The 23,393-nt window shown below is 69.7% G+C and carries 22 protein-coding genes; 14 read left to right on the forward strand and 8 right to left on the reverse strand.

Annotation, left to right across the window (positions count from 1 at the left end; all coding sequences use genetic code 11):
- Nucleotides 1-52 precede the first annotated feature (52 nt).
- The 3 genes from FB560_RS15760 to FB560_RS15770 form a co-directional block, all read right to left on the reverse strand.
- Complete coding sequence (locus tag FB560_RS15760) at nucleotides 53-505, reverse strand: DUF2871 domain-containing protein (RefSeq protein WP_141873468.1); 453 nt, start codon at nucleotides 503-505, stop codon at nucleotides 53-55.
- Nucleotides 506-600: 95 nt separating this feature from the next.
- Nucleotides 601-1,224: a response regulator gene (locus tag FB560_RS15765; protein WP_141873469.1), complete on the reverse strand. Its 624-nt coding sequence runs from the start codon at nucleotides 1,222-1,224 to the stop codon at nucleotides 601-603.
- A complete protein-coding gene (locus FB560_RS15770; RefSeq protein WP_229672878.1) occupies nucleotides 1,221-2,504 on the reverse strand; it encodes a sensor histidine kinase in 1,284 nt (427 codons plus the stop codon). Before FB560_RS15770 ends, FB560_RS15765 begins: the two co-directional genes overlap by 4 nt.
- 172 nt (nucleotides 2,505-2,676) lie before the next feature.
- Here FB560_RS15770 and FB560_RS15775 point away from each other — a divergent pair, with 172 nt between their 5' ends.
- The 3 genes from FB560_RS15775 to FB560_RS15785 all read left to right on the forward strand — a co-directional run bounded on the left by FB560_RS15775 (nucleotide 2,677) and on the right by FB560_RS15785 (nucleotide 5,469).
- Complete coding sequence (locus FB560_RS15775) at nucleotides 2,677-3,663, forward strand: aldo/keto reductase (protein ID WP_141873471.1); 987 nt, start codon at nucleotides 2,677-2,679, stop codon at nucleotides 3,661-3,663.
- 40 nt (nucleotides 3,664-3,703) lie between these two features.
- A complete protein-coding gene (locus FB560_RS15780) occupies nucleotides 3,704-4,357 on the forward strand; it encodes an IMPACT family protein (RefSeq protein ID WP_141873472.1) in 654 nt (217 codons plus the stop codon).
- 197 nt (nucleotides 4,358-4,554) lie between these two features.
- On the forward strand, nucleotides 4,555-5,469 hold the full coding sequence (locus tag FB560_RS15785; RefSeq protein WP_141873473.1) for a J domain-containing protein: 915 nt from the start codon (nucleotides 4,555-4,557) through the stop codon (nucleotides 5,467-5,469).
- 16 nt (nucleotides 5,470-5,485) lie between these two features.
- Here FB560_RS15785 and FB560_RS15790 read toward each other — a convergent pair whose 3' ends face one another.
- From FB560_RS15790 to FB560_RS15805, 4 genes are read right to left on the reverse strand one after another with little or no spacing between them, the layout of a single operon-like run.
- Nucleotides 5,486-6,886, reverse strand: a complete 1,401-nt coding sequence (locus tag FB560_RS15790; protein WP_141873474.1) for a hypothetical protein — start codon at nucleotides 6,884-6,886, stop codon at nucleotides 5,486-5,488.
- On the reverse strand, nucleotides 6,883-8,196 hold the full coding sequence (locus FB560_RS15795) for a CHAT domain-containing protein (RefSeq protein WP_141873475.1): 1,314 nt from the start codon (nucleotides 8,194-8,196) through the stop codon (nucleotides 6,883-6,885). The genes FB560_RS15790 and FB560_RS15795 overlap by 4 nt, the downstream gene beginning before the upstream one ends.
- Nucleotides 8,196-9,632 (reverse strand): hypothetical protein, encoded by a 1,437-nt coding sequence (locus FB560_RS15800; protein WP_141873476.1) that lies wholly within the window; start codon nucleotides 9,630-9,632, stop codon nucleotides 8,196-8,198. The genes FB560_RS15795 and FB560_RS15800 overlap by 1 nt, the downstream gene beginning before the upstream one ends.
- Before the next feature lie 10 nt (nucleotides 9,633-9,642).
- A complete protein-coding gene (locus FB560_RS15805; protein ID WP_141873477.1) occupies nucleotides 9,643-10,956 on the reverse strand; it encodes a hypothetical protein in 1,314 nt (437 codons plus the stop codon).
- 142 nt (nucleotides 10,957-11,098) lie between these two features.
- On the opposite strand from FB560_RS15805, the gene FB560_RS15810 reads away from it, so the two are divergent.
- The 9 genes from FB560_RS15810 to FB560_RS15850 all read left to right on the forward strand — a co-directional run bounded on the left by FB560_RS15810 (nucleotide 11,099) and on the right by FB560_RS15850 (nucleotide 21,391).
- Nucleotides 11,099-12,067: a squalene cyclase gene (locus FB560_RS15810; protein WP_141873478.1), complete on the forward strand. Its 969-nt coding sequence runs from the start codon at nucleotides 11,099-11,101 to the stop codon at nucleotides 12,065-12,067.
- Between the two features lie 150 nt (nucleotides 12,068-12,217).
- Entirely contained in the window at nucleotides 12,218-13,249 is a 1,032-nt protein-coding gene (locus tag FB560_RS15815) for a LacI family DNA-binding transcriptional regulator (protein WP_141873479.1), read from the forward strand.
- The gene (locus tag FB560_RS15820) at nucleotides 13,246-14,517 is read left to right on the forward strand and encodes a sugar ABC transporter substrate-binding protein (protein ID WP_141873480.1); all 1,272 of its coding nucleotides are present in this window, start codon (nucleotides 13,246-13,248) and stop codon (nucleotides 14,515-14,517) included. Before FB560_RS15815 ends, FB560_RS15820 begins: the two co-directional genes overlap by 4 nt.
- Before the next feature lie 4 nt (nucleotides 14,518-14,521).
- Nucleotides 14,522-15,418, forward strand: coding sequence for a carbohydrate ABC transporter permease (locus FB560_RS15825; RefSeq protein ID WP_141873481.1), 897 nt, complete (start codon nucleotides 14,522-14,524; stop codon nucleotides 15,416-15,418).
- Complete coding sequence (locus tag FB560_RS15830) at nucleotides 15,415-16,257, forward strand: carbohydrate ABC transporter permease (RefSeq protein WP_141873482.1); 843 nt, start codon at nucleotides 15,415-15,417, stop codon at nucleotides 16,255-16,257. Before FB560_RS15825 ends, FB560_RS15830 begins: the two co-directional genes overlap by 4 nt.
- 15 nt (nucleotides 16,258-16,272) lie before the next feature.
- Entirely contained in the window at nucleotides 16,273-17,262 is a 990-nt protein-coding gene (locus FB560_RS15835; protein ID WP_141873483.1) for a glycoside hydrolase family 130 protein, read from the forward strand.
- A gap of 48 nt (nucleotides 17,263-17,310) precedes the next feature.
- Nucleotides 17,311-19,350 carry a hypothetical protein gene (locus FB560_RS15840; protein ID WP_141873484.1) on the forward strand — a complete coding sequence of 680 codons (2,040 nt, stop codon included), beginning with the start codon at nucleotides 17,311-17,313 and terminating at the stop codon, nucleotides 19,348-19,350.
- Between the two features lie 76 nt (nucleotides 19,351-19,426).
- Nucleotides 19,427-19,849, forward strand: a complete 423-nt coding sequence (locus FB560_RS15845) for a Fur family transcriptional regulator (RefSeq protein ID WP_141873485.1) — start codon at nucleotides 19,427-19,429, stop codon at nucleotides 19,847-19,849.
- Between the two features lie 75 nt (nucleotides 19,850-19,924).
- The gene (locus tag FB560_RS15850; protein WP_141873486.1) at nucleotides 19,925-21,391 is read left to right on the forward strand and encodes a catalase; all 1,467 of its coding nucleotides are present in this window, start codon (nucleotides 19,925-19,927) and stop codon (nucleotides 21,389-21,391) included.
- 164 nt (nucleotides 21,392-21,555) lie between these two features.
- Here the strand turns inward: FB560_RS15850 and FB560_RS15855 are convergent, their stop codons facing one another.
- Nucleotides 21,556-21,993 carry a winged helix-turn-helix transcriptional regulator gene (locus FB560_RS15855; RefSeq protein ID WP_325058564.1) on the reverse strand — a complete coding sequence of 146 codons (438 nt, stop codon included), beginning with the start codon at nucleotides 21,991-21,993 and terminating at the stop codon, nucleotides 21,556-21,558.
- A gap of 62 nt (nucleotides 21,994-22,055) precedes the next feature.
- Between FB560_RS15855 and FB560_RS15860 the strand changes: the two genes are divergently transcribed.
- Together FB560_RS15860 and FB560_RS15865 are read left to right on the forward strand one after the other, a co-directional pair.
- On the forward strand, nucleotides 22,056-22,421 hold the full coding sequence (locus FB560_RS15860) for a DoxX family protein (protein WP_141873488.1): 366 nt from the start codon (nucleotides 22,056-22,058) through the stop codon (nucleotides 22,419-22,421).
- 128 nt (nucleotides 22,422-22,549) lie between these two features.
- A complete protein-coding gene (locus tag FB560_RS15865; protein WP_407662571.1) occupies nucleotides 22,550-23,359 on the forward strand; it encodes an alpha/beta fold hydrolase in 810 nt (269 codons plus the stop codon).
- The last annotated feature ends 34 nt before the right edge of the window (nucleotides 23,360-23,393 follow it).

Consider the following 23,393-nt stretch of genomic DNA (forward strand, 5'->3'; position numbering starts at 1 on the left):
CGGAAAGGCACCCGCTCTCCTCGAGCAAGGCGCCTCTCTGCGACCGGAGCGATCAGGCGGCGACGGGGACGGCGATCTCGGTCGCGGGCGCCGCGGTCGGCGCGACCAGGCGCTTACGCAGAGCGAGGAAGAGCAGGATCATCCCGGCGGTGAGGAGCATGTGGCCGAGCCCCGCGATGCCGGCGATCATCTTCGACGACTCCAGCCCGAGCACCGTGAGGCACCCGTGCCAGACCATCATCGCGGAGGTCAGCACGAGGCCGGCGATGTAGGTCCCGAAGAACCAGCCGAACAGGCGGCTCTGCGACAGGGCGAACTGCTTCTCGAGCAGCAGCACGATCAGCAGCACCACGAACCCGAGTGTGAGCAGGTGCGTGTGCACCAGGCCCAGCTGAGTGGATGCCCCCTCGGGGAAGTCGTTGAGCTTGGTGAACTCCCGGTAGAAGAGTCCGGAGGCGACGCCGACGAGCATGGAGGCGAACGCGGCGTAGAACAGTCTGCGCATCAGATTCCTTTCGATCTGATTCCAGCCTCGGCGTCACCTTCGGATCACGGATCCATCGAAGGGTGGAGATGCGGATGCCGGCGGACCCGCTGCACTCAGATCAGGCCGGACTCACGGGCGATCGCGAGCGCGCGGGCGCGACTGTCGGCGCCGAGCTTCTCGAACACGTGCACCAGGTGCGTCTTGACCGTCGCCTCGGTGACGAAGAGGGTCTTCGCGATCTCGCGGTTCGAGGACCCGGTGTCGAGCAGGCGCAGCACATCGAGCTCTCGCTCGGTGAGGCGCACCCGCGGTGCCCGGCGGACCCGCTCCACGCGCTCCGTGAGCTCGGCGGTCAGCACGAGCGCTCCGCTCGCGGCCTGGCGGATCGCCCGCACGATGTCATCCGGCGCGATGTCCTTGCGCAGATAGCCGGCAGCGCCGGCCTCGATCGCGCCGAGGATCTCGGCATCCCGATCGAACGTCGTGAGGATGATCACCGCCGGCGCGTGATCCAGCGCGCGCAGCGCCGCGGTCGTCTGCACACCGTCCATCCCCTCGCCCAGGCGCAGGTCGCAGAGCACCACATCGGGGTGCAGGTGCCGCGTGAGGGCCACGGCCTCCTCGCCCGACGACGCCTCGCCGACCACCGCGATGTCATCACGGCGATCGAACAGCGAGCGCACGCCGGCACGGACGATCGGATGGTCGTCGACCAGGAGCACGGTGAGCGCGGTCATGTGGTCTCCGCAGCGGGCGCGGCAGCCGGGGCCACGGGCACCACCGGTCCGAGCGGCACGGATGCCGACAGCGCCGTGCCGTCACCGGGAGCGCTCTCCACATCCAGTCCCCCGCCGAGCTCGCGCAATCGGGCGCGCATCGACCGCAGCCCGTAGCCGCCGCCCTGACCGCCATGCTGGTCCCAGCGGCTCGCATCGAAACCGCGTCCATCGTCGACGATGTCGAGGCGCAGGGAATCGCCGGCATCCGCCAAGGTGACGACCACGCGTGCGGCCTGCGCGTGCGTGCGGACGTTGGCGAGCGCCGACTGCGCGGTGCGCAGCAGGGCGACCTCGGCGGCCAGCCCCGGCGCGGGAAGGTCGGCATCGGCGTGCAGCGTCGCCGTGATGCCGGTCTCATCGGCGAAGCGGTCGAGCATGCGCGCCAGAGCCTCGCCGAGCGCGGTCGACTCGAGTTCGGCGGGCATCAGCTCGTCGACGATGCGGCGTGCGTCGGCGAGCCCGTCCGCCGCGAGTGCGGCGATCTGCTCGAGCGCACGGTTCGCCCGGGAAGCGTCATCCGACTCCAGCGCGGAGCGTGCCAGCATCCCGATCGACGACACGCTCTGCGCCACCGTGTCGTGGATGTCGCGCGAGACGCGGGTGCGCTCGGCGGTGGCACCGGACTCCCGCTGCGTGCGCGCGAGCTCGTCCTGCAGCGCGGCCATCTCCTCCTGTGTGGCGACGAGCGATGCGATCAGCCGCCGGCGCTCGCGACCGTCGCGCACAAGTTCGAGATAGCCACGGGAGATGCCGAACGCGAAGACGCCGCCGACGAGGGGGCCGATCACGTTCGCGTAGCTCGTGGTGCCCGTATGCAGCAGCGGAGCGGTGATCACCACGGCGAGGATCACGAGGCTGAGCAGCATCGCCCACCGCATCCGCATCACGAAACCGGCGAGCAGCCAGAGCGGGAAGGCGAGCCAGACGAACTCGGGCGAGATCGCGACCGCACCCAGCCAGATGGCGCTCAGTCCCAGCAGCCAGCCGGTCGCGAGGCGTCGGTCGTCGGTGCGTTCGGCCAGCAGCAGTCCCCCGCCGTACCACCCGAGGAACACGAGCGAGAGAGCGAGCAACCAGGGCAGCGGAACACCGTCGGTCGAGGCGCGGACGACCCCGACCACCAGCAGCACGACCGTGATGACGGCCTGGCCGATGCGCAATGATCCCACCAGTCCCGCCCAGGTGCGTGCCGGCCGCGCGGGGTCGGCGGCGTCGTGCGGCGGTTCGATGGACGGCATCCTCACATTGTTCCCTCCGCCGCCGCATCGCGCCTCCATCATTCGACCGATCTCGCACGCCACCCCGACACCGTGAGGGGTTTCACCAGGCCCTCCCTCGAAGGAACGAGGATGCGTAGCGTCGATCTCACGGCCGGCGGATGACCCCGCGGCGCACGGGAAGGGATCACTCATGCACACACGTACTCTCGGTCAGGGGCTCGAGGTCTCGGCCATCGGACTCGGCGCGATGGGGATGTCGCAGAGCTACGGGCCGAACCCGGGAAGCCGCGACGACATGATCGCGGTGCTGCGCTCGGCGCCGGATCACGGCGTCACCTTCTTCGACACCGCCGAGGTCTACGGCCCCTATGTGAACGAAGAGCTCGTGGGCGAGGCGCTCGAGCCGCTCCGCGACGAGGTCGTCATCGCCACCAAGTTCGGCTGGCGGATCGAGAACGGCGCGAGCGTCGGTCTGGACAGCAGTCCCGCACAGATCCGGCGCGTGGCCGAGGCCTCGCTCCGGAGCCTGCGCACCGACGCCATCGACCTCTTCTACCAGCACCGTGTCGACCCCGCCGTCCCCATCGAAGACGTCGCCGGGACCGTCGCCGACCTGATCCGTGAAGGCAAGGTGCGCCACTTCGGACTGTCAGAGGCGTCGGCCGACACCATCCGCCGCGCCCATGCCGTGCAGCCGGTCACGGCACTGCAGAGCGAGTACTCGCTGTGGACGCGCGAGCCCGAAGCCGAGGTCCTGCCCGTGCTGGCGGAGCTGGGCATCGGGTTCGTGCCCTTCAGCCCCCTCGGCAAGGGGTTCCTCACCGGCACCGTCGACACCGCAGCGGACTTCGCGTCGGGCGACATCCGTGCCACGATTCCGCGGTTCAGTGCAGAGAACCGCGCGGCCAATCAGACGCTGGTCGACCAGGTCGCACAGCTCGCGGCCACCAAGGGAGCGACCTCGGGGCAGATCGCGCTCGCCTGGCTGCTCGCCCGTCAGCCCTGGATCGTGCCGATCCCCGGGACGCGCCGCACGGCCCGCATCGCCGAGAATGCCGGCAGCACGACCGTCGCGCTCTCGGCCGATGAGGTCGCCGATCTCTCGACCCTCGCGACACGCATCGGGGTCAGCGGCGACCGCTACAACCCCCAGCAGATGTCGTTCGTCGACCGCTGAGCCGGGCGTTCGGTCGTGCGGGCTGGATATCCTGAGGCGGATGGCTTCCACCCGCACGTATCCCGCGACGATCGCGGCACCTGTGGAGCACGAGATCAGCATCCGCAAGTCCCGCTTCCTCACGCGCATCGAGCCGGTCGGCTCTGTGGAGGAGGCGGAGGCGGTGATCGCCGGCATCCGCAAGCGCGCCTGGGATGCGAACCACAACTGCACCGCCATGGTCACCGGGCTGCTCGGCGATCAGGCCCGCTCCTCGGATGACGGCGAGCCCTCGGGCACGGCAGGAGTGCCGATGCTCGAGGTGCTGCGCCGACGCGAGCTGACCGACGTCGTCGCGGTGGTCACGCGGTACTTCGGGGGTGTGAAGCTCGGTGCGGGCGGCCTCGTGCGGGCTTACTCGTCGGCGGTCTCCGAGACGCTCGACCTCGCCACCCTCGTGCGGCGGTCGGCGCTCACACAGGTGTGCATCAAGGTGGCGCACGCGGATGCCGGCCGCTACGACAACCTGCTGCGCGACTGGGCCACGCACCACGGCGCGACACTCGGCGAACCGCAGTACGCGGCCCTCGCCACCCTGGAACTCTGGGTGCCCGAGACCGAGATCACGCGGCTGACGGATGAGCTCGCCGCGGCATCCGCCGGCGCCGTCACACCCGTGATCGGCGTCGAACGCATCGTCGACGTCCCGGACTGAGCCCCGCGGTCGCCGCGGCAGCCGCGGTCGCCGTCCATAACTCCGGAAGAACGGTCGCTCCGGCGACCGGCAACCGCGGAATGACGGGGGTCCGCACGGCCGGCGCCTCGGTTCTTCCGGAGTTATGAACGCCCGCCTCCGGCGAACCCACAAGCCACGGCGGATATCCTGGATGCCGCGAACCTGGAAGGAGAGCGATGTTCGACAGCCCGCTCTCCGCCTCGGCGTACGAGATCCTCGGCGTGGAAGCCACGGTCGACGATGCCGAACTGCGGCGCGCGTATCGGCTCCGCCTCCGGCAGACGCACCCCGACACGGGTGGCGACGCCGCCGTGTTCATCCAGGTGCAGCGCGCGTGGGAGCTGGTGGGCACCCCCGACGACCGCGCCGCCTACGACCGGCGCACCGGCGTGGCCACCGACACCACCTGGAGCGGATGGAGTCCGCCGACGGCACGCGCCGACACGAGACCCCGCGCCCGCTCCTACGGCCACCCCGGCGGCTGGCGACGCGAGCGCTACCTGGTCCTGATCCGCGAGTGGGCAGGGCGCGGCGTCGAGGTCCCCGACCCGTACGACCCCGCGCTGGTGCGCTCGGCGCCGCGCGAGCTGCGCCGCATGCTGGCTGACGCGCTGGCCGAGGAGTCCACCGCGCGCACGGTCTCGGACCTCGGCATGGGGTTCACGGTGTGGCACGACGTCGATGCGGGCAAGGACGCCGATGACAAGCTCGACCACGTGGTGCTGAGCCCTTCGGGCCTGTACGGAATCATGTCCGAGGACTTCGGCGGGGTCGTGGGCTTCCGCCGCGGCGAGATCACCGGCCCGAGCCTCGGTACGCGCGCCCCGGTCACCGGCACGCTCTCCCGCATGCGCGCCGTCGCCCGTGCTGCCCGCGTGCGCTTCGGCGGTGCGATCATCGTGCTGCCCGACGACGATCTGGCCCAGGCGGTGACCCCGCTCGGCACCAGCCGCGGTGTTCCCGTCGTCGTCGTGCGCCGCAGCGCGCTCGCGATGGTGCTGCGCCAGGGCGTTCCCGGCGCGCGGGCCATCGGCGGCAACGAGCTCTTCGACGTGCGCACCCGGCTGCAGCAGACCGTCCGCTTCGTCTGAGCGACCGCGGTCCCGCTCAGATGATCGCCGGGATGTGCACGGTCGGGTCGCCGAGCAGCACGAGGGCCTGACGATCCCACGCGGTCAGACGCAGCCGCACCATGCCTCGCGCCGCCGCATCCGGATCGGCGGTGGCAGGCTCGTCGTACTTCGCCGCCTGGTCAGCCCAGTCCCGCAGGATGGGCCCGATCCCGGCGTAGTAGTCCGCCAGGATCAGTCCGAGCGGCCGCCCCGCGTGGAGGTGATCGGTCAGCCCCGCCACGATGTCGTGCGTGAACCGCTGCTTGGTCGCAGGGTCGCGCAGCGTGACGTCGAAGGTCGGCTCGACGTGGGCTAGCACGCCCCGCACCGGCTTCTCCCTGGCCAGCAGCTGCGCGGGACCGGGAGCGACGATCGAACCCTGCAGCGCCACGGCGTCCACGATCGACCGCGCCATCGTCCCCTCCTCGAGCAGATCACGGTAGCTGCTCTGCCCATCGGCTCCGGCCGAGCAGCAGGCCTGGGCGAACCAGACCGCGCCGGACGGCATCTCGGCCACCAGATCGTCGATCGGGAGCGTGTTCTTGTCACGATCGACCGGTAGCCCGAGCGTGCGGGTCATCTCGGCCTGATCGAGCGGGGTCGCACCATGGCTCGAAGTCACGACCAGTGTCGGGCGTGCGCGCAGGGCTTTCAGCAGCAGGTCGCTGGTGGCATCCGCATCCTTCAGGCTCTGCACCTTCATGCGCGGGTCGGTGAGCTCCGCGACCAGCGGCTCGGCGAGGGCCGTCTTCATGAGCCGGGTGATGTCGCGCGATCCGTGATCGACCGCCCAGACCGCCGCCGTTCCTCCGGCAGGTGGCGCCGCATCCCATCCGTCAGGTCCGTCGAGCATCGCATCCACGTAGTGCGCGAAGTCGTCTCCTGTGAACGGCAGACGCCCGACCGCGTGGCGCAGCGCGAACGCGTACTGCACCTCCCACGGGATCACCGCGGGCGGAGCGGCGATCAGCACGTAGCGCGGCAGCTTCTCGATCCCGGTCCCGAACGCCGTGAGACCGATCCGCAGGTCGCTCGCTCGTCCGTCCGGGTAGTAGCGCCGCACGCGGGTGGCACCGTGCGCGGGCCGCCAGCGCAGCACGACCGTCTTCTTCCTGGCGGCGAGCAGACGTCGCAACGAGGGGGCGAGGTCGGCGCCCGTCACCTTCGCCTTCGACCACTCGCCGGCCTCGTCATCCGGAACGAGGATGCCGTAGCCGACGTCCTCATGCTCCCACTGCGTCAGGTCCGCCGGCACCTCGAGATCGAGCGGTTCGTGCGGTCCGCCGAGCGGCGCCGCTCCCCACGCGAGGCCTCCCCCGGCGATACGCCCGCTCGCACGCTTCCCCGCCCAGGCATCGATCTGGATGCGGCGCGGAAGCGCGGCCCGCGAGGTCATGCCTCCACCTCGCTGAGCGCCTTCCGCAGTCGCGTGATCTCCTTCGTCACGGTCGCGATGATCTCCTTCGGCGTCGACCGTGGATCCAGGGTCTTCGCGAACAGCTCATACTCCGCCAACCGATCGCGCAGCGCCGCACGCTCCCGCGCGTGCGGGTCGGCGGCCGCCGGCGTGTACACGAGCAGGTGCTCCTGCTGCACGTAGAGCACCGGATCCGACCAGCCGTCCTCGCTGGCCGGCTCCCCTCCCGCGGCGGCCAGGCGGGGCGCGGTCAACGCCGGCGCCCACTCGATCCGGTGATGGGGAGAGCCGTCGGCGGCGGCCACGGCGGCGGCCACCATGGCCAGCAGCTCGGGGTACACCCGCGCGCAGAACGCATCTGTCGCCGAGAGGTCGACGACACGGCGCATGCCGATGACGGCGGGCACGCCGCTGTTCACGAGCTCGTGGGCCGTCGACGGGGCGGCGGCGGCGTTCGCGGTCTCGCACGCCGCCAGCACCACGAGCCAGGGACCCTCTCCCTGATCCTCGCGCTTGAGCGCTGCGGCCATCATGTCGACCGACACCGCGACCCTGCCCGCCTTCGCGCGCGACAGGAAGTCCCGCCGGGTGGCGAACGAGAGCCCCATGACTCCAGGGGCCGCGTAGCCGCCGTGGCACAGCACGTGCAGCAGGTGGGCCCGGGCCGCCGCGATCTGCCGCACGACCGCGACCGGATCGGTGGCGATCGTCTCGACCGTGACGCCCGGATCGGCGAGCTCCTCCACGCGGGCGGTGACGGCCGGATCCCCGGTGATCACGTGCAGCCCCACCGCCAGCCCCTGCAGCCGCGCCGCGACGATCGCGGTGGCGAGCGCATCCAGCTGAGGCACCCCGTCGCGGTCGGCGGCCGAGAGCACCGCGACGATGCGGAGCGGCGCCTCGAAGGTGCGCTGAGCGACCTCGTGCACACGGCGGGCGACGCGGGCGATGGGCCAGCGCGCGTCGAGGGCGACGAAGCCCCGTGGTTCGACGTACAACTGTTCCCACGGGAGCGCATCGGCGGCCGGCATCGCGAGGCGGAAGTAGATGGTCGAGGGCGCGGTGTCGGCATCCACCCCGAGCGCCTGGTCGATGGCCTGCTTCGTCGGCCGATGACGGCCCAGCAACCGGGCGAGCTCCTCGCCTCGTGCCTTCGCATCGGCACCCTGCAGCGGCTTGATGACCACCCGCCGGGGTACATCCATGTCCTCGATCTCCACCGACGACTTGAACAACGACACCATGGCCGATGCCTTGTCGACCGGGGTGAAGGCGACGATCATGCCCATCAGACACCTCCGAGGTGCTGTTGCACGAGGCTCTGGATGTCGGCGAGCGCCTGACTGGTCGCACTCTCATGCGCCTGCGACGCGGGAGTCTCCTCCGACGATGCGCGCGAGATCATCTCGGCCTGACGCGTCTCGATGAACCGCGACGCCGACGCCGCCCAGCGCGGCACCTCCACAAGCTCCTCATACGACCCGGAGCCTGCCGGCTCGGGGAGCGAGGTCGAGGGGAGCGGCATCCGGGAGGCGGATGCCGCCGGGACCCCGGGGAGCAGGATCGCCCGCAGCAGCGGCGCCTCCGAACCGGCCTCATCGGGCTCAGCCGCCGGGGCATCCAGCGCATCGACGATCGCCTCCGGCTGCAGGTAGCCGAACCACGACGGGTCGCTCGGCAGCTGCCGTTCCTGCCTGCTCGCGAGGAACGAGTGGATGTCGGCGAGCGCGGTGGCGTCCGGGTCCTGGCGGATCGCGCTGAACACGGTCGGCCCCGGCCGCAGCTGCCCGAGACGGTCGGCGACCATCCGCGCTCCCACGTCGACACGCCGCGACTCCGGGGCGGCGATCGACACGGTCGAGGCCCCGAGCATGTCGGCCATGAACCACAGGTCATCCGCGTCGACGGAACCACGGATGTCGCCGACTTCCGCCCCCGGGTGCCCGGCGACCGCGAGCATCGATCGCTCGGCGCTGGCGATCCCGACCGCGGCCACATGCACTGCCGAGACGGCGCGATCGGCGAGCTCTCCGGTGATCCACTCCATCCACAGCAGGCGAGGGTCGTCGTCGGACTCCAGGGAGCGCAGACCCGGCACCGAGCGCGGACCCCTCGTGATGCGCACGGCCTTCGCCGGCGCGTGCGCCGGGTCATGGAGCGTGACGGATGCCGGCAGCAGCCCCCGCCGCAGGGGCACGGCGGTTCTCGCATCCGGGAAGAGTTCGATCTCGACGCCGGGGATGCGCTCGTCGAGAGCCCAGACCAGCGCCCGCGCATGCGCAGCACCCCAGCGTGCGCGCGGGGGCTGGGTCACGATCACCGCGATGCGATGGATCCGTCCGAGCCGGACGGAGACGGGCAGATGATCGGGAACGCGGATGACGGGGATGCGGATGCGCTCGCCCAGCTGCTCCCACGGCGCCGCGCCGAGATAGCCGTAGGGCGGTTCGAGCCGCAGCCACAGCGCCGATTCGGCCCGCAGCTCGGCCCCCATCGTGTCCTCCACCGCGCGGCTCAGCGCCGACGGCATCCGCAAGCGCCCCTGCACGTCGGCCGAGACGTCCAGACCGAAGTCGGTGAGGTGATCAGTGCGTTCCCAGAAGGTCTGCTCCTGTCCGTCGACGAAGCCGGCGAGCCGTGATCGCACCTGCGGGGTGTGCTCGCTCAGGTCGAGCGCGACATGGAGCGCCGCGAGCTTCCATTTCCGCATGATCTGGTCGGCCACGGCAGCTGCCTCATCTCTTGGTCAGGGTGTGCAGCATCCACCAGGTGATCGGCTTGTTGACGTCGCCGTGGCCGCCGATGGCTTTCTCGCCGTCGATGAGCACGCTGCCGTTCACCGCCACGATCTCGCCCGTGAGCTCATGCCGTTCCCCGGGCGCCAGCGCGTTCGGCGCGGTGAATGCGATGCCGCTGGGGCCGTACCCACCGAGTGCGCCGTAGGTGTCGGTGTCGCCGATCGCGGCCGCGTTGAACTCGCCGAGGTTGTCACCGCGGACGAAGAGGTGGAACACCTCGTGCAGCGGGAAGTCGTGCTCGGAGAAGGTGAGCATGATCGGACGTTCGACCCGCTCCGGGACGTTCGCGTAGCCCCCCTTCTTCCCCGTCTCCCCCACCTTCTTCGCAAAGCACCAGCGGTTGACCGCGGGCTGCAGCAGCAGGAGCGAATGCACGGATCTGCGGAGCTTCGTCCGCGCGATCGCGGAGAGCAGCACACGGGCACCGTAGGAGTGGCCGATCAGGTGCAGTCGCGCGCTGCTCTCGAGCAGCTGAGCCAGGACAGGCCCGACACCGTGTCGGCCGACCAGACCGGCGCGGGACTTGATCTTCCACACGCTCGCCAGGCGGAGGATCGTGCGCGGATCGAAGCCGCCTCCGGCGATCACGAATCGCTCCGCCTCCGCATCGGGTGCGTCCTCGACGATGACCCCGGCGATCCCGTCGTCTTCATACGGTTCGACGTTTCCGTCGAGCGCCGCCCACGCCATCAGGATCTGGTTCAGGTCCGGCGGGGCCATCGATGTCTCGTCCCGGTCCTTCCAGAGGCCGGACACGAGGCCGGCCGCCTGACGCGCATCGTCCTCATCGAGCAGCTCCACGCCGTCGAGGAGTTCGATCAGTGCGGCGCGGTTCTCCGCCGGGAGGGAATCACCGACCTCGTCGAGGAGTGCCTCGACGCTCCCCTCCGCCATCCCCTCCGATTCGGCGGTCGCCGCGATCGCGGGCCCCTCCTCCGATTGCTTCACGAACCAGGTCGACGGCCAGATGATGCCGATCAGCACGGGGCGATAGTCATCGGGCACCGTGATCCCGAACTCCTCGCGCTGGGCGATGTAGCCCTGGATGAAGTCCGTGTACTCCCGCTTCGCATCGGCGAACACGTTGTTCCAGCCGTGCGAGAACACGTACACGTCGGTCGCGGTCCGCGCGCGCTCGACCGCCATCGCCGCAGTCTGCTTGCTGAGCAGCGAGCCGTCATGGCTGAATCGCAGAAGGAACAGGTCGGCGCTACCGCCATCGGGCAGTGCGATCTGGACAGGACCGATCATGACAATCCCCGTTTCTGGGGTGCATGACCCCAGCGTCACACCCCAATGCGACAAGTGTCGACCCTGCAGAGGTCGCTGTCCAGACCCTGTTGGCGAGGGGATGCCACCCCAGGAGTCGCCTGTCAGGAGTAGCGTTCCGCGCATGGCGATCTCTTCCGGCGTCCGTGACTGGCTGCTCGACTCCGATCCGAGCCTGCGCTGGCAGGTCGAGCGCGATCTCACAGGCGCCACCCCCCAGGTCTGGCAGGCGACGAGGGCCCGCGTGGCGACCGAGGGTTTCGGCGCCGCGCTGCTCGCGCGACAGGACCCCGACGGGCAGTGGGCGGGAGGGGCCTACTTCCCCGGCGGCTTCGCCGAGAGCCCCGAGGCCGATGCGCCCGGCCAGCCGTGGGTCGCCACCACCTGGACCTTGAAGGACCTGCGTGACGCGGGGGTGGACGCATCCGTCCTGCACGGCACCGCAGAGAAACTGGCGGCGAACAGCCGCTGGGAGTACGAGGACCTGCCGTACTGGGACGGCGAGGTCGACGTGTGCATCAACGCGTTCACCCTCGCCACCGGAGCATGGCTCGGGGTCGACATGAGCGCGCTGGCCCGGTGGTTCGTGGATCATCGCCTCGCGGACGGCGGCTGGAACTGCGAAGCCGAGGAGGGGAGGTCGACGAGGTCGTCGTTCCACTCCACCCTCAACGCGGTGCGGGAGCTCCTGTACTACGAACAGCTCACCGGCGACGACTCCGCCCGCGATGCTCGGCACGGTGGCGAGGAGTACCTGTTGCGGCGCCGACTGCTCTACCGACTGTCGACCGGAGAGCCGGTGGGCGACTTCGTTCACGAGTTCACGTATCCACATCGCTATCGCTACAGTGCGCTGACCGCGCTCGACCACTTCCGTGCGGTCTCCCTGCACGAGGGAAGCCGTCCGGATCCGCGACTCGACGATGCGGTGGCGCTCGTGCGCGGCTCCCGTCTCCCGGACGGGACCTGGCGCCAGGGTGCGCCGCTGCTCGGCCGCAGCTGGGTCTCGGTGGATGCCGCCGAAGGTGCTCCGTCCCGGTGGCTGACCCTGTTCGGGACCCGTGTCCTGGACTGGTGGGACGCCACTCACTGAGGGCCTCGGCCGCCCACCGTGCATCGGTTCTCCCCCCATCCCCCTACACCTGGGGGACCTCGGCAACCCCATTGACTTCTGCAATCAAACCGGTTTACGCTCACTGCCGTACCCACCTCGCTGCGTGGGTCATTCCCACGAGGAGGTGGCATGAGCCGCACGACGATCGCCGATGTCGCTCGCGAAGCAGGCGTGACGAAGGCCACGGTCTCGCACGCACTGAGCGGCAATCGCCCCATCTCGGAAGAGACCAGGGCGAAGGTGCTGGCTGCGGCCGAGAAGCTGAACTGGGTGCCGAGCCAGAGCGCCAGAGCCCTCGCCACACGTCGGGCCAACGCCGTCGCCGTCGTGCTCGCCCGCGACCCTGAGGTCATCGCCAACGACTCGTTCTTCCCCGCCTTCATCGCCGGGGTCGAGTCGGTGCTGTCCGAGACCGAGACCGCGCTGATCCTGCAGGTCGTGCCGGACCGGGAGGCCGAGGAGCGTGCCTACCGGGCACTCACCCACGGCCGCGCCGACGGCGCTCTGCTGCTCGATCTGCGCGACGACGACTGGCGCGTGCCGTTCCTCGACGACCTCGGCCTTCCGACCGTACTGGTCGGCGCATACGAGCAGCCCACCGCGTTCTCCTGCGTCCGCACCGATGACGCGGCTCCCGTCCGCGAGATCATCGGGCATCTGCGCGCTGCGGGCCATGAGCGCATCGCGCACGTCTCCGGCCCGCTCGACTACGTGCACTCGCGTGCCCGCGCCGACGCCTACATCGCCACGATGGGCGATGACGCCCTGCTGCGCGAGGGCGACTTCACCGCCGCGAGCGGTCGCGCCCTGACGGAGGAGCTGCTCGCCCTCCCCCAGCGTCCGACCGCCATCGTCTACTCGAACGACACCATGGCGATCGCCGGTCTCTCGTTCGCCCGCTCGCAGAGTCTCGTCATCCCCGATGACCTCGCGATCTCCGGATTCGACGACGACCACCTGTCGGCGCATCTGTCCCCGGCGCTCACCAGCGTCTCATCCGACCCCGCGGCCCGAGGCCGCGCCGCCGCCCGCCTGCTGCGGGCAGACATCCTCGGAGCGCACCCGCGCACCGAGATCGTCGACTGCAACGTCGTGCACTTCCGCGAGAGCACCGCTGCGCCGTCGACCGCATCACCCACTGTGTCGAGGAGGACACCATGAAGAAGATCCGTGCAGTCGCGCTCATCGGCGCCGTCGCGCTCGTCGCCACCGGATGCTCCGCCGGAGGCGGTGGAGAAGGGGACGCCGGCTCCGCCGAAGGCACCGGCCCCATCAACGTCTGGCTCTCGAACAACGAGCAGGAGGTCGCCTGGGGCACGGCCGTGGTCGAGGCCTGGAACGCCGACCACCCCGATGAGAAGGTCACCGCGCAGGAGATCCCCGCCGGCTCCTCGTCGGAGGAAGCCATCACCGCCGCCATCACCGCCGGCACCGCACCGTGCCTGGTCTACAACGTCGCCCCGGCCGCCGTATCCGGCTGGGTCAAACAGGGCGGGCTCGTCGATCTCAGCACGTTCGAGGGCGGCAGCGACTACATCACCGAACGCAGCGGCTCGGTCGACGCCTACGCGACGGACAAGAGCTTCTACCAGCTGCCGTGGAAGTCGAACCCCGTCATGGTCATGTACAACAAGGCGCTGTTCGAGGCGGCGGGCATCGACCCGGAAGATCCCCAGATGAACACCTACGACGACTTCCTCGAGGGCTCTCGCGCCATCGTCGAGTCGGGCGTGCAGAGCGCCATCTGGCCGGCGCCGACCAGCGAGTTCTACCAGCCGTGGTTCGACTTCTACCCGCTGTACCTCGCTGAGACCGACGGCACCATGCTCGTGGAAGACGGCAAGTCCACCTTCGATGACGAGGCGGGCAAGACCGTCGCCGAGTTCTGGAAGACGTTCTACGACGAGAAGCTCGCACCGAACGAGGCGTCGACGGACGACGCGATGTCGGCCGGGACCACCGCCATGCAGCTCGCCGGCCCCTGGGCGATCCCGTCGTACGCCGACACGGTCGACGTCGGCTTCATGCCCGTGCCGACCAGCGACGGCCGCGAGAACCCCGTCACGTTCGCGGACTCCAAGAGCGTCTCGATGTTCACGGCCTGCGAGAACCAGGCCACGGCATGGGAGTTCCTGCAGTTCTCCACGAGCGTCGAGAGCGATGGCGAGCTGCTCGAGCAGACCGGTCAGATGCCGATGCGCACCGACCTCACCGAGACCTACGGGGACTACTTCGACGCGAACCCGAACTACGTGGCGTTCGCGGAACAGGCCGAGGCGACCGCTGATGTGCCCAGCATCCCCAACTCCGTCGAGGCCTGGCAGGCCTTCCGCGACGAGTACTCCGCCGCGGTGATCTTCGGCAAGAACTCGATCGACGACTTCCTCGCGAACGCGGCGGAGAAGATCGACAAGCTCGTCGCCGAGTGACATCGTGACCGACAACCGGCGGTTGCGCACCCGATGGCTGGGTGCGCAACCGATCGGCGGCCTCTTCACGCTGCCGTACTTCGTCTTCGTGATCGCGATCTTCGCCTACCCGCTCGCGTTCGCGGTCTACATCGCCTTCCACGACTACTTCTTCACTGCGCCCAATGTCGAAGTCGACCGCCCCTTCGTGGGGTTCGACAACTTCGTCACGGTGCTCACGGACCCGCGGGTGCTGGACTCGTTCCGCAACACGCTCGTGTTCCTCGTGATCAACGTGCCGCTCACCGCGGTGCTGTCGCTCGTCCTGGCAGCCGCCCTGAACACCGGCATCCGCTGGGTCGCCGCGTATCGCGTGGCGTTCTACGTGCCGTACCTGACGGCGAGCGTCTCGCTCGTGGGCGTATGGATGCTGCTGTTCTCGGGCAACGGCCTGATCAACACCGTGCTCGGCCCGCTCGCTCCCGATCCCTCGTGGCTCGTGAACAGCGGATTGGCGATGCCGATGATCGCGCTCTACGTGACCTGGAAACAGCTGGGCTTCTACATCCTGCTGTACCTCGCCGCGCTGCAGAACGTGCCCAAGGAGCTCTACGAGTCGGCCGAGACCGACGGCGCCGGCCCTTTCAAGCGCTTCGTGCACGTGACGATCCCCGGGGTGCGCAGCGCGACCACGCTCGTGCTGATCCTCTCGATCATCACCGGCGCCAACCTCTTCACCGAGCCGTACCTTCTCACCAACGGCGGCGGCCCTGACGGGGCCTCCTCCACCCCGGTGCTGCTCATCTACCAGCTGGGCATCCAGCAGCAGAACCCCGACACGGCGGCGGCGATCGGCATGATCCTCGTGATCCTGGTCGGGATGCTGTCGCTGGCCGCCAACCGTGCAACCAGGGAGCGATGATGAAACGCCGACGTTCACTGCCCCGCATCCTGAGCATCATCCTGCTCACGGTCGCGGCGATCGGGTTCGCCTTCCCGTTCTACTTCATGCTGGTCGGGGCGTTCCAGGAGAACCCGACGAACTCGCCGAGCGAACTGCTGCCCACCGGCGGCTGGACGGTCGACAACTTCCTCGCGATCGACTCGCGCATCGATCTGATGGGCTCGCTGCTCAACTCCCTGATCTTCACGGCGGGCGTGCTGCTCGGCACGGTCGTGTTCGGCCTGCTGGCCGGATACGCGATCGCGCGCCTCGACTTCCGCGGTCGCGGTGTCGTCTGGGTGCTGATGCTGCTCGTGCAGATGGTGCCGTTCCAGCTGCTGATGATCCCGCTCTACGTGCAGATCACCCGCAACTACGGTCTGGGCGACTCGTACATGGGCATGATCCTGCCGTTCCTGATCAACACGACGGCGGTGTTCATCTTCGTGCAGTTCTTCAAGGCGCTGCCCGTGGAGATCTTCGAGGCCGCCCGCATCGACGGTGCGGGCGAGATCCGCCTGCTCACCTCGGTGGCCATCCCACTGATCCGTCCCGTACTGGTGACGGTGGTGCTGGTCACCTTCATCGGCCCCTGGAACGAGTTCCTGTGGCCGTTCCTGATCACGAAGGATGCGACGCTGCAGCCGCTCGCCGTCTCCCTCGCGAACTACATCTCCAACGTCGCGCAGTCCACTGCGAACCCGAACGGGGCGATCCTCGCCGGAGCCACGGCTCTCGCGTTCCCCGTCGTCATCCTGTTCGTCGTGTTCCAGCGCTTCTTCACCGCCACCGACCTCGGCGCGGCCGTCAAAGGCTAGCCAGAAAGGGCATCCATGTTCACCGGAGCATCCTTCCCCCTCGGACCGTTCACGCCCCACGAGGGCAACCCGATCCTGCGCCCGCGCGGCGAGAGCTGGGAGTCCGCGAACCTCTACAACCCCGCCGCGATCGTCGACGGCGACGAGGTCGTGCTGCTGTATCGAGCCCACGCGGAGGACATCATCTCGCACATCGGCATCGCCCGCTCGCGGGACGGCGTCACCTTCACCCGCGAGGATGCGCCGATCCTCTCGCCCTCGGAGGACTACGAGCGGTTCGGCTGCGAGGACCCCCGCATCGCGCTGATCGACGGCACCTACTACCTCACCTACACGGGCTGGGACCGCCGCAGCGCGCAGCTGTGCCTGGCGACCTCGACCGACCTGCGCACCTGGACCAAGCACGGCCCGCTGTTCGACGACTTCGACACGTTCAAGACCACGGATCCGCGCGGGTTCAACTGGTCGAAGGCCGGAGTCATCGTGCCGCAGCAGATGCACGGCAAGTGGTGGATGTACTTCGGCGAGGGTGCGATCTACTGGGCCACCAGCGACGACCTCATCCACTGGACACCGGGCACGCCCGACACCGATCCGATGTACTCGCCGACGCCGGGCACCTGGGATGAGGCACTGGTCGAGATCGGCACCTCACCCGTGGTGACCGACAACGGACTGCTGCTCTTCCTCACCAACGGCGCCACGCGCGTGGTGCACGACGACGGCACCGTCGACGTCGACTACCGCTGCGGGCAGATCGCGATCGACCCCGATGAACCCACCCGGGTGATCGCGCGGATGCAGGAGCCGTGGCTGCGCCCGCAGACGTTCGAGGACAGGCACGGCCTGGTCTCCAACGTGACCTTCGTGGAGGGGCTGGTGAAGTTCCAGGACAAATGGTTCGCGTACTACGGCCAGTCCGACACGACCCTCGCGGTCGCCATCCACGATCCGGCCGAGTCGTGGGGTCGCGCGCTGCGCGAGTCCGGTTCCGGCACCCCCTGACCTCCCACACCCACCCCAGATCCACCGACCGCACGAAGAAGTGACGACATGGACACCTCACGACGCTCGTTCCTGACCATCGCGGCGACGGCATCCGCCCTCGCCCTCCTCCCCGTCGACGCCGCCGTCGGCGCGACGACCACCACCCCCGGCGTGGCAGGATCGCTGCCGCTCGAGGCCGCCCGCCGCCCGCGCCTGACGAACCTCGCGCACCTGCGCTTCCTCCTGGCCGAGGTGCCCGTCGCACCGAGCACCACGCACACGACGTTCGGCATCGACACCCGGCCGACCGTGCGCGCACCCTGGACCTACGCCGACACGGATGGGGCCGGCGGCTTCCGCCCGGTCGGCGGCGGCACGCGCGATGCGGTGACCGGGTACTGGACGCAGGGCGCCTACAACGCCGACGACATCGCCCGTGCGGCGATCGTGTTCCTGCGCGACTGGAAGGCCACCGGCGATGCGCAGAGCCGCGACGAGGCACGCGATCTGCTGCGCTCCCTCGCCTTCCTGCAGACCGCGACCGGTCCGAACGCCGGGCGCGTGGTGCTGTGGCAGCAGGAGGACGGCACCCTGAACCCGAGCGCGATTCCCGTCGAGCTGCCCGACCCCTCGGACTCCGCAGAGTCGTACTGGCTCGCGCGCAGCGTGTGGGCGTTCGGCGAGGGCTACGCGGCCTTCCGCCGCGAGGATGCCGCGTTCGCGGCCTTCCTGCTCGCACGTGTGCATCTGTGTCTCGACGCGCTCGGGAAGGAATCGCTCTCCCGCGCGGGGCAGTGGGTGCGCAGCGACGGCCGGAAGCTGCCCGCGTGGCTGATCGCCGGAGGGGCGGATGCCACGGCCGAAGCCATGCTCGGCCTGGCGGCTGCGGCCGAGGCAGGCGACGCCCGCAGCCGCAGCGCATTGCAGACCTACGGCGAAGGTGTGGCCGCGATGGCCACCGACCCCTCGAAGGGATGGCCGTTCGGCGCCGTGCTGCCGTGGACGGGTTCGCTCGGGTTCTGGCACGCGTGGGGCGCCGCCGCGCCGGAGGCCCTTGCCCGCGCCGGATCACTGCTGCGCCGCCGCGACTGGACCGCCGCCGGGATCGCCGACGCCGGCCGTTTCACGCCGCAGGTGCTCGCCTCGGGGGGACCGCACAACGCCTGGGCACCGCTGCCCGCCGAAGCGCAGATCGCCTACGGCGCGCACGGTCGCGTCGCGGGAGCCCTGCAGGCCGCCGCCGTGGGTGGCGAAGGCCTGCGCGCCCTCGCGGGCCTGGCCGCCGGATGGTTCTTCGGAGCGAACACCGCTGGCATCCCCGTGTACGACCCCGCGACCGGCGTGACCTTCGACGGCGTCGAGACCGACGGACGCGTGAACCGGAACTCCGGCGCGGAGTCGACGATCCACGGCCTGCTCACGATGCTGCTGCTCGACGCCCACCGCGACGTCGCCGACATCGCGACCTCGATCACCGGGCTGCGGTCCTTCTCGGGGCTGCGGGTGATCGACGCCGAGAGTGCACGCCGGTCTGCCGGAGCCGTCGTCGAGACCCCGGCCGGCGGCGCCTGGACCGGCGAGGGCAACCTCTCCGGCGGGAAGTACGTGCGTCTGGCGAAGGGCGAGTGGGTCGAGTTCGACGTCACCGAGGCCGGCGGCATCCTGCACGGACTCGTCTGGCGTCAGGCTGCGGATGCCGGAGACGCGGTGTGGGAGGTGTTCCGCGGGCGCCGCAAGGTGTGGAGCACGAAGACCCCGGCCGGCGGCACAGGAGATCGCGGGCTGACCGAGGCCGACGGGATGCTGGTGCCCCAGCTCCTCGGCGGCGACCTGCCCGATTCCGCCGTGACCGTGCGCTGCACGAGTCGAGGTGACGTGCGCCTCGATGCGCTCGTCATCCAGCCCCGCATCGTGAACGCGGTGTACGCCACCAAGGCCGGGACAGCCGTGCTCTACGCCAATGGGACGCGCTCGGAGCAGCGGGTGCCGGCACTCGGCCGGGGGAAGGGCACGTCGTACGACGCCGACGGCTCATCCCGTGGTCCGGCCGTGCAGGGCGGAAAGGTGCGGGTCCGCGGCACGGGCTTCACGATCACACGGGGCTGATGGTGGGACGGGTGACGGACACGCCCACCGGCATCCGCTCTTTTGAATCGCTCAAAAGAAGAGGTAGGGTCGAGACATGGAGACAGAACTCGACTCAGCGCTTCGCGGCGCCGGGCTTCGGGCGACCGCGGGCCGTGTCGCCGTTCTCGAGGCGCTGGACTCCATGGCCCATACGGATGCGGAGCGGATCTACCGCGCCGTGTCCGCCGTGCTGCCGACCACGTCGATCCAGTCGGTGCACAACATCCTCGCGGACCTGACGACGGCGGGACTCATCCGCCGGATCGAACCGGCAGGCTCCGCAGCCCTCTATGAGCGGCGCATCGGCGACAACCACCACCACGTCGTCTGCACCTCCTGTGGTGCAGTCGGCGATGTGGACTGCGTGGTCGGCGAAGCGCCGTGCCTCACCCCGTCGTCAGCCGGGGGATTCACCGTCCAGACAGCCGAAGTCACCTTCTGGGGCCTCTGCCCCAGCTGCCAGAACGCCGCGCAGTAGCTCGACGCGCCCGCCCCTTCTCGCCACCCGCGAGACAGGGCTGTTCGTCGCGCCTGCGCGCAGAAGGAGAAGAACATGACGAATCCTGCCACCCACCAGCCCGCCACCACGACGCAGACCGGCACCCCGGTCGCCAGCGACGCCCACTCGCTCACCGTCGGAGCCGACGGCCCCACCGTGCTCCACGACCGCTACCTGGTCGAGAAGCTCGCCTCGTTCAACCGCGAGCGGGTGCCGGAGCGCAACCCGCACGCGAAGGGCGGCGGCGCGTTCGGAGAGTTCGTCGTCACGGAAGACGTCTCGGCGTACACACGCGCCGCGGTGTTCCAGCCGGGAGCCACGAGCGAGACGCTGCTGCGCTTCTCGTCGGTCGCCGGCGAGCAGGGCTCCCCCGACACCTGGCGCGACGTGCGCGGCTTCGCGCTGCGCTTCTACACCTCGGAGGGAAACCTCGATATCGTCGGCAACAACACCCCGACGTTCTTCCTGCGCGACGCCATGAAGTTCCCCGACTTCATCCACTCGCAGAAGCGCCTCGGCGACTCCGGCCTGCGCGACGCCGACATGCAGTGGGACTTCTGGACCCTCTCGCCCGAGACCGCGCACCAGGTCACCTACCTCATGGGCGACCGTGGTCTGCCCCGCAGCTGGCGCCACATGAACGGCTACGGCTCGCACACCTACCAGTGGATCAACGCCGCGGGCGAGCGCTTCTGGGTGCAGTACCACTTCCTCTCGGCGCAGGGCGTGGAGGAGATGGGAGCAGACGAGGCGCAGCAGCTCGCCGGATCGGATGCCGACTTCTACCGCCGCGACCTGTTCGACGCGATCGACCGCGGCGAGCACCCCTCGTGGGACGTGTACGTGCAGATCATGCCGTACGCCGAGGCGAAGGACTACCGCTTCAACCCGTTCGACCTCACCAAGACGTGGTCGAAGAAGGACTACCCGCGCATCAAGGTCGGCACCTTCACGCTGAACCGCAATCCGCAGAACTTCTTCGCCGAGATCGAGCAGGCCGCGTTCTCGCCGGGGAACCAGGTGCCCGGCACCGGCATCTCCCCCGACAAGATGCTCATGGCGCGTGTGTTCGCGTACTCCGACGCCCAGCGCTACCGCATCGGCGCGAACTACAACCAGCTGCCCGTGAACCAGGCGCACGCCGCCGAGACGCGCAACTACATGCACGAGGGTCAGATGCAGTACCGGCACAACGATGCCGCGCACCGCGTCTACACGCCGCACTCGTTCGGTCCATCCGGCGGCCCGGTCGCCGACCCGGTCGCAGGCGTCGAGGCGAGCTGGGAGTCCGACGGCGAGCTGATGCGCGCGGCCGCGACTCTGCACCTCGACGATGACGACTTCGGGCAGGCGGGCACGCTCTACCGCACGGTGTTCGACGACGCGCAGCGGGCTCGGTTCCTCGAGACCCTCACCGGTCAGGGCCGCTCCCTCACGATCGACGTCATCCGCGAGCGCTTCTTCCAGTACTGGACGAACGTGGATGCCGCCCTCGGCGAGGCCCTGCGCCGCGAGGTCTGAGTCGAGGCTCGATCAGCCTCACGGTTGTTGCCCCACCGAGACCCACCACTCCCGCCCAGGCCCACCACCCCGCGCGTCGCAGGCGGTGGGTCTCGGCGGGAGTGGTGGGTCTCGGCGCCCGGCAACCGCGCGCGTCTGCTCCCGGCGCGCGGCCGGGCCGGGGCTCAGTGCGCGGCGTCGTAGCGGGCGCGGGACTCCTCGATCGCGGGGTGGTTCGCAAGCGCCCAGTCGCCGATCGTGCGGGCCATCGGGATGAGCGTGGCGCCGAGGTCGGTGAGCTCGTACTCCACCCGCGGCGGCACCTCGGCGTAGACGGTCCGTGCGACCAGGCCATCGCGCTCGAGCTGGCGGAGCGTGAGGGTCAGCATCCGCTGGGAGATCCCGGGGATGTGCTTCAGGAGCTCCGTGAACCGCAGCCGGTCCCCGCGGAGGGTGGCGATCACGAGCAGGGACCACTTGTCGCCGACCCGGTCGAGCACCTCGCGGATCGCGCGGCCCGCGTTCTCATCGATCGAGCAGGAACTCTCATAGCCGGGGAATCCCGCGGCGTTCCGCACCTCGATGTACGCCAGTGACATCGGTGTGCCTTTTGCAGCCGCCATCCGCATGCTCCATTCTTGGTTACTGATCGTAACAAGGTCACAGAACAGAACCAAGGAGTTCCATGCTCATCGCCCTCTGGATCGTCAACGGCCTGCTGGCCCTCGCCATGCTGGGCGGAGGCGGCATGAAGCTCATCACGCCGAAGCCCACGCTCGCCGAGCGGGGCATGGCCTGGACCGAGGACTTCTCCGCCCCGGTGGTCAAGCTCATCGCCGGGCTCGAGGTCGTCGGCGCCATCGGCCTGATCCTGCCCCTGCTGACCGGGATCGCACCGATCCTCACCCCGATCGCGGGCACCGGGCTCGCGATTATCATGATCGGGGCGACCGTCGTGCACGTGCGACGCAAGGAACCCTTCGCTCCTGCGCTGGTACTCGCACTGCTGGCGATCGCAAGTGCAGTGCTCGGTTTCCTCGTCGTCGCCTGAGGTTCAGCGCGTCGGGTGGCGGGCGTGGGCTCACGCTCCCCGCCTGACGCAGCGGGTCGGAGATCGACGACGGTGCGTGACCGGTCGGCGAGACCAGGCGCGAGCCCGCCCCGCGACACAGGAGGACAATGGATGCCGTGGCTGTTCCTCTCTCCGATCTCACCTCCATGCCCGACGCTCAACAGGTCTACGCCGCCGACGGGACCCGGCTCGCCACGTACACCTGGGGTGAGCTCGATGCCCCCGTCGTCGTCACGGTGCACGGCTTCGCGTCGAGCGCCCGCGACAACTGGGTCCTGACCGGGTGGGTGCGCGAGCTGACGAGCGCCGGATACCGCGTGCTCGCGCTCGACCAGCGCGGCCACGGACACAGCGAGAAGCCGCATCAGCCCGAGGACTACAGCATCCGCACGCTCGTCACCGATGTCGAGACCGTCATGGACGCCTACCTCGTCGACGATGCCGTCTACGTCGGCTACTCGCTCGGCGCGCGCGTGGGCTGGGAGGTCGTGCGCGACCTGCCGCAGCGCATCGGAAGAGCGGTGCTCGGCGGCGTGCCGGACGGCATCCCGCTCGCCCGACTCGACCTCGACCAGGTGCGGGCATACATCGCCGACGGCACGCCGGTCAGCGACACCACGACGCAGAACTACATCGCCCTGACCGAGCGTGTGCCCGGAAACGACCTGAGCGCATTGGTCGCTCTCGCCGAGGGCATGCGGTCATCCGGCGCGATCGACCCCGACCCGACGGACGCTCCGACCCGCCCGATCCTGTTCGCGACCGGCTCGAAGGACGCCATCATCGAAGGCTCTCGGGCCCTGGCATCCGCCGCCCCCGACGCCCGCTTCTTCGAGATCCCGAACCGGAACCACTTCAACGCCCCCGGCTCGCGCGACTTCAAGGAAGCGGCGCTGGCGTTCCTCGGCGAGGGCTGACACGGCCCTCGCGTCGCGAAGGAGATCTCACGGG

Origin of the sequence: Microbacterium saperdae, from assembly GCF_006716345.1 — a bacterium.
Classification (GTDB): Bacteria; Actinomycetota; Actinomycetes; order Actinomycetales; family Microbacteriaceae; genus Microbacterium; species Microbacterium saperdae.

Excerpts from the sequence above, each read along its gene's own strand:
- FB560_RS15760 (WP_141873468.1), bottom strand. The coding sequence starts at position 505 with ATGCGCAGACTGTTCTACGCCGCGTTCGCCTCCATGCTCGTCGGCGTC.
- FB560_RS15765 (WP_141873469.1), bottom strand. The coding sequence starts at position 1,224 with ATGACCGCGCTCACCGTGCTCCTGGTCGACGACCATCCGATCGTCCGT.
- FB560_RS15770 (WP_229672878.1), bottom strand. The coding sequence starts at position 2,504 with ATGCCGTCCATCGAACCGCCGCACGACGCCGCCGACCCCGCGCGGCCG.
- FB560_RS15775 (WP_141873471.1), top strand. The coding sequence starts at position 2,677 with ATGCACACACGTACTCTCGGTCAGGGGCTCGAGGTCTCGGCCATCGGA.
- FB560_RS15780 (WP_141873472.1), top strand. The coding sequence starts at position 3,704 with ATGGCTTCCACCCGCACGTATCCCGCGACGATCGCGGCACCTGTGGAG.
- FB560_RS15785 (WP_141873473.1), top strand. The coding sequence starts at position 4,555 with ATGTTCGACAGCCCGCTCTCCGCCTCGGCGTACGAGATCCTCGGCGTG.
- FB560_RS15790 (WP_141873474.1), bottom strand. The coding sequence starts at position 6,886 with ATGACCTCGCGGGCCGCGCTTCCGCGCCGCATCCAGATCGATGCCTGG.
- FB560_RS15795 (WP_141873475.1), bottom strand. The coding sequence starts at position 8,196 with ATGGGCATGATCGTCGCCTTCACCCCGGTCGACAAGGCATCGGCCATG.
- FB560_RS15805 (WP_141873477.1), bottom strand. The coding sequence starts at position 10,956 with ATGATCGGTCCTGTCCAGATCGCACTGCCCGATGGCGGTAGCGCCGAC.
- FB560_RS15810 (WP_141873478.1), top strand. The coding sequence starts at position 11,099 with ATGGCGATCTCTTCCGGCGTCCGTGACTGGCTGCTCGACTCCGATCCG.
- FB560_RS15815 (WP_141873479.1), top strand. The coding sequence starts at position 12,218 with ATGAGCCGCACGACGATCGCCGATGTCGCTCGCGAAGCAGGCGTGACG.
- FB560_RS15820 (WP_141873480.1), top strand. The coding sequence starts at position 13,246 with ATGAAGAAGATCCGTGCAGTCGCGCTCATCGGCGCCGTCGCGCTCGTC.
- FB560_RS15830 (WP_141873482.1), top strand. The coding sequence starts at position 15,415 with ATGATGAAACGCCGACGTTCACTGCCCCGCATCCTGAGCATCATCCTG.
- FB560_RS15835 (WP_141873483.1), top strand. The coding sequence starts at position 16,273 with ATGTTCACCGGAGCATCCTTCCCCCTCGGACCGTTCACGCCCCACGAG.
- FB560_RS15840 (WP_141873484.1), top strand. The coding sequence starts at position 17,311 with ATGGACACCTCACGACGCTCGTTCCTGACCATCGCGGCGACGGCATCC.
- FB560_RS15845 (WP_141873485.1), top strand. The coding sequence starts at position 19,427 with ATGGAGACAGAACTCGACTCAGCGCTTCGCGGCGCCGGGCTTCGGGCG.
- FB560_RS15850 (WP_141873486.1), top strand. The coding sequence starts at position 19,925 with ATGACGAATCCTGCCACCCACCAGCCCGCCACCACGACGCAGACCGGC.
- FB560_RS15855 (WP_325058564.1), bottom strand. The coding sequence starts at position 21,993 with ATGGCGGCTGCAAAAGGCACACCGATGTCACTGGCGTACATCGAGGTG.
- FB560_RS15860 (WP_141873488.1), top strand. The coding sequence starts at position 22,056 with ATGCTCATCGCCCTCTGGATCGTCAACGGCCTGCTGGCCCTCGCCATG.
- FB560_RS15865 (WP_407662571.1), top strand. The coding sequence starts at position 22,550 with ATGGATGCCGTGGCTGTTCCTCTCTCCGATCTCACCTCCATGCCCGAC.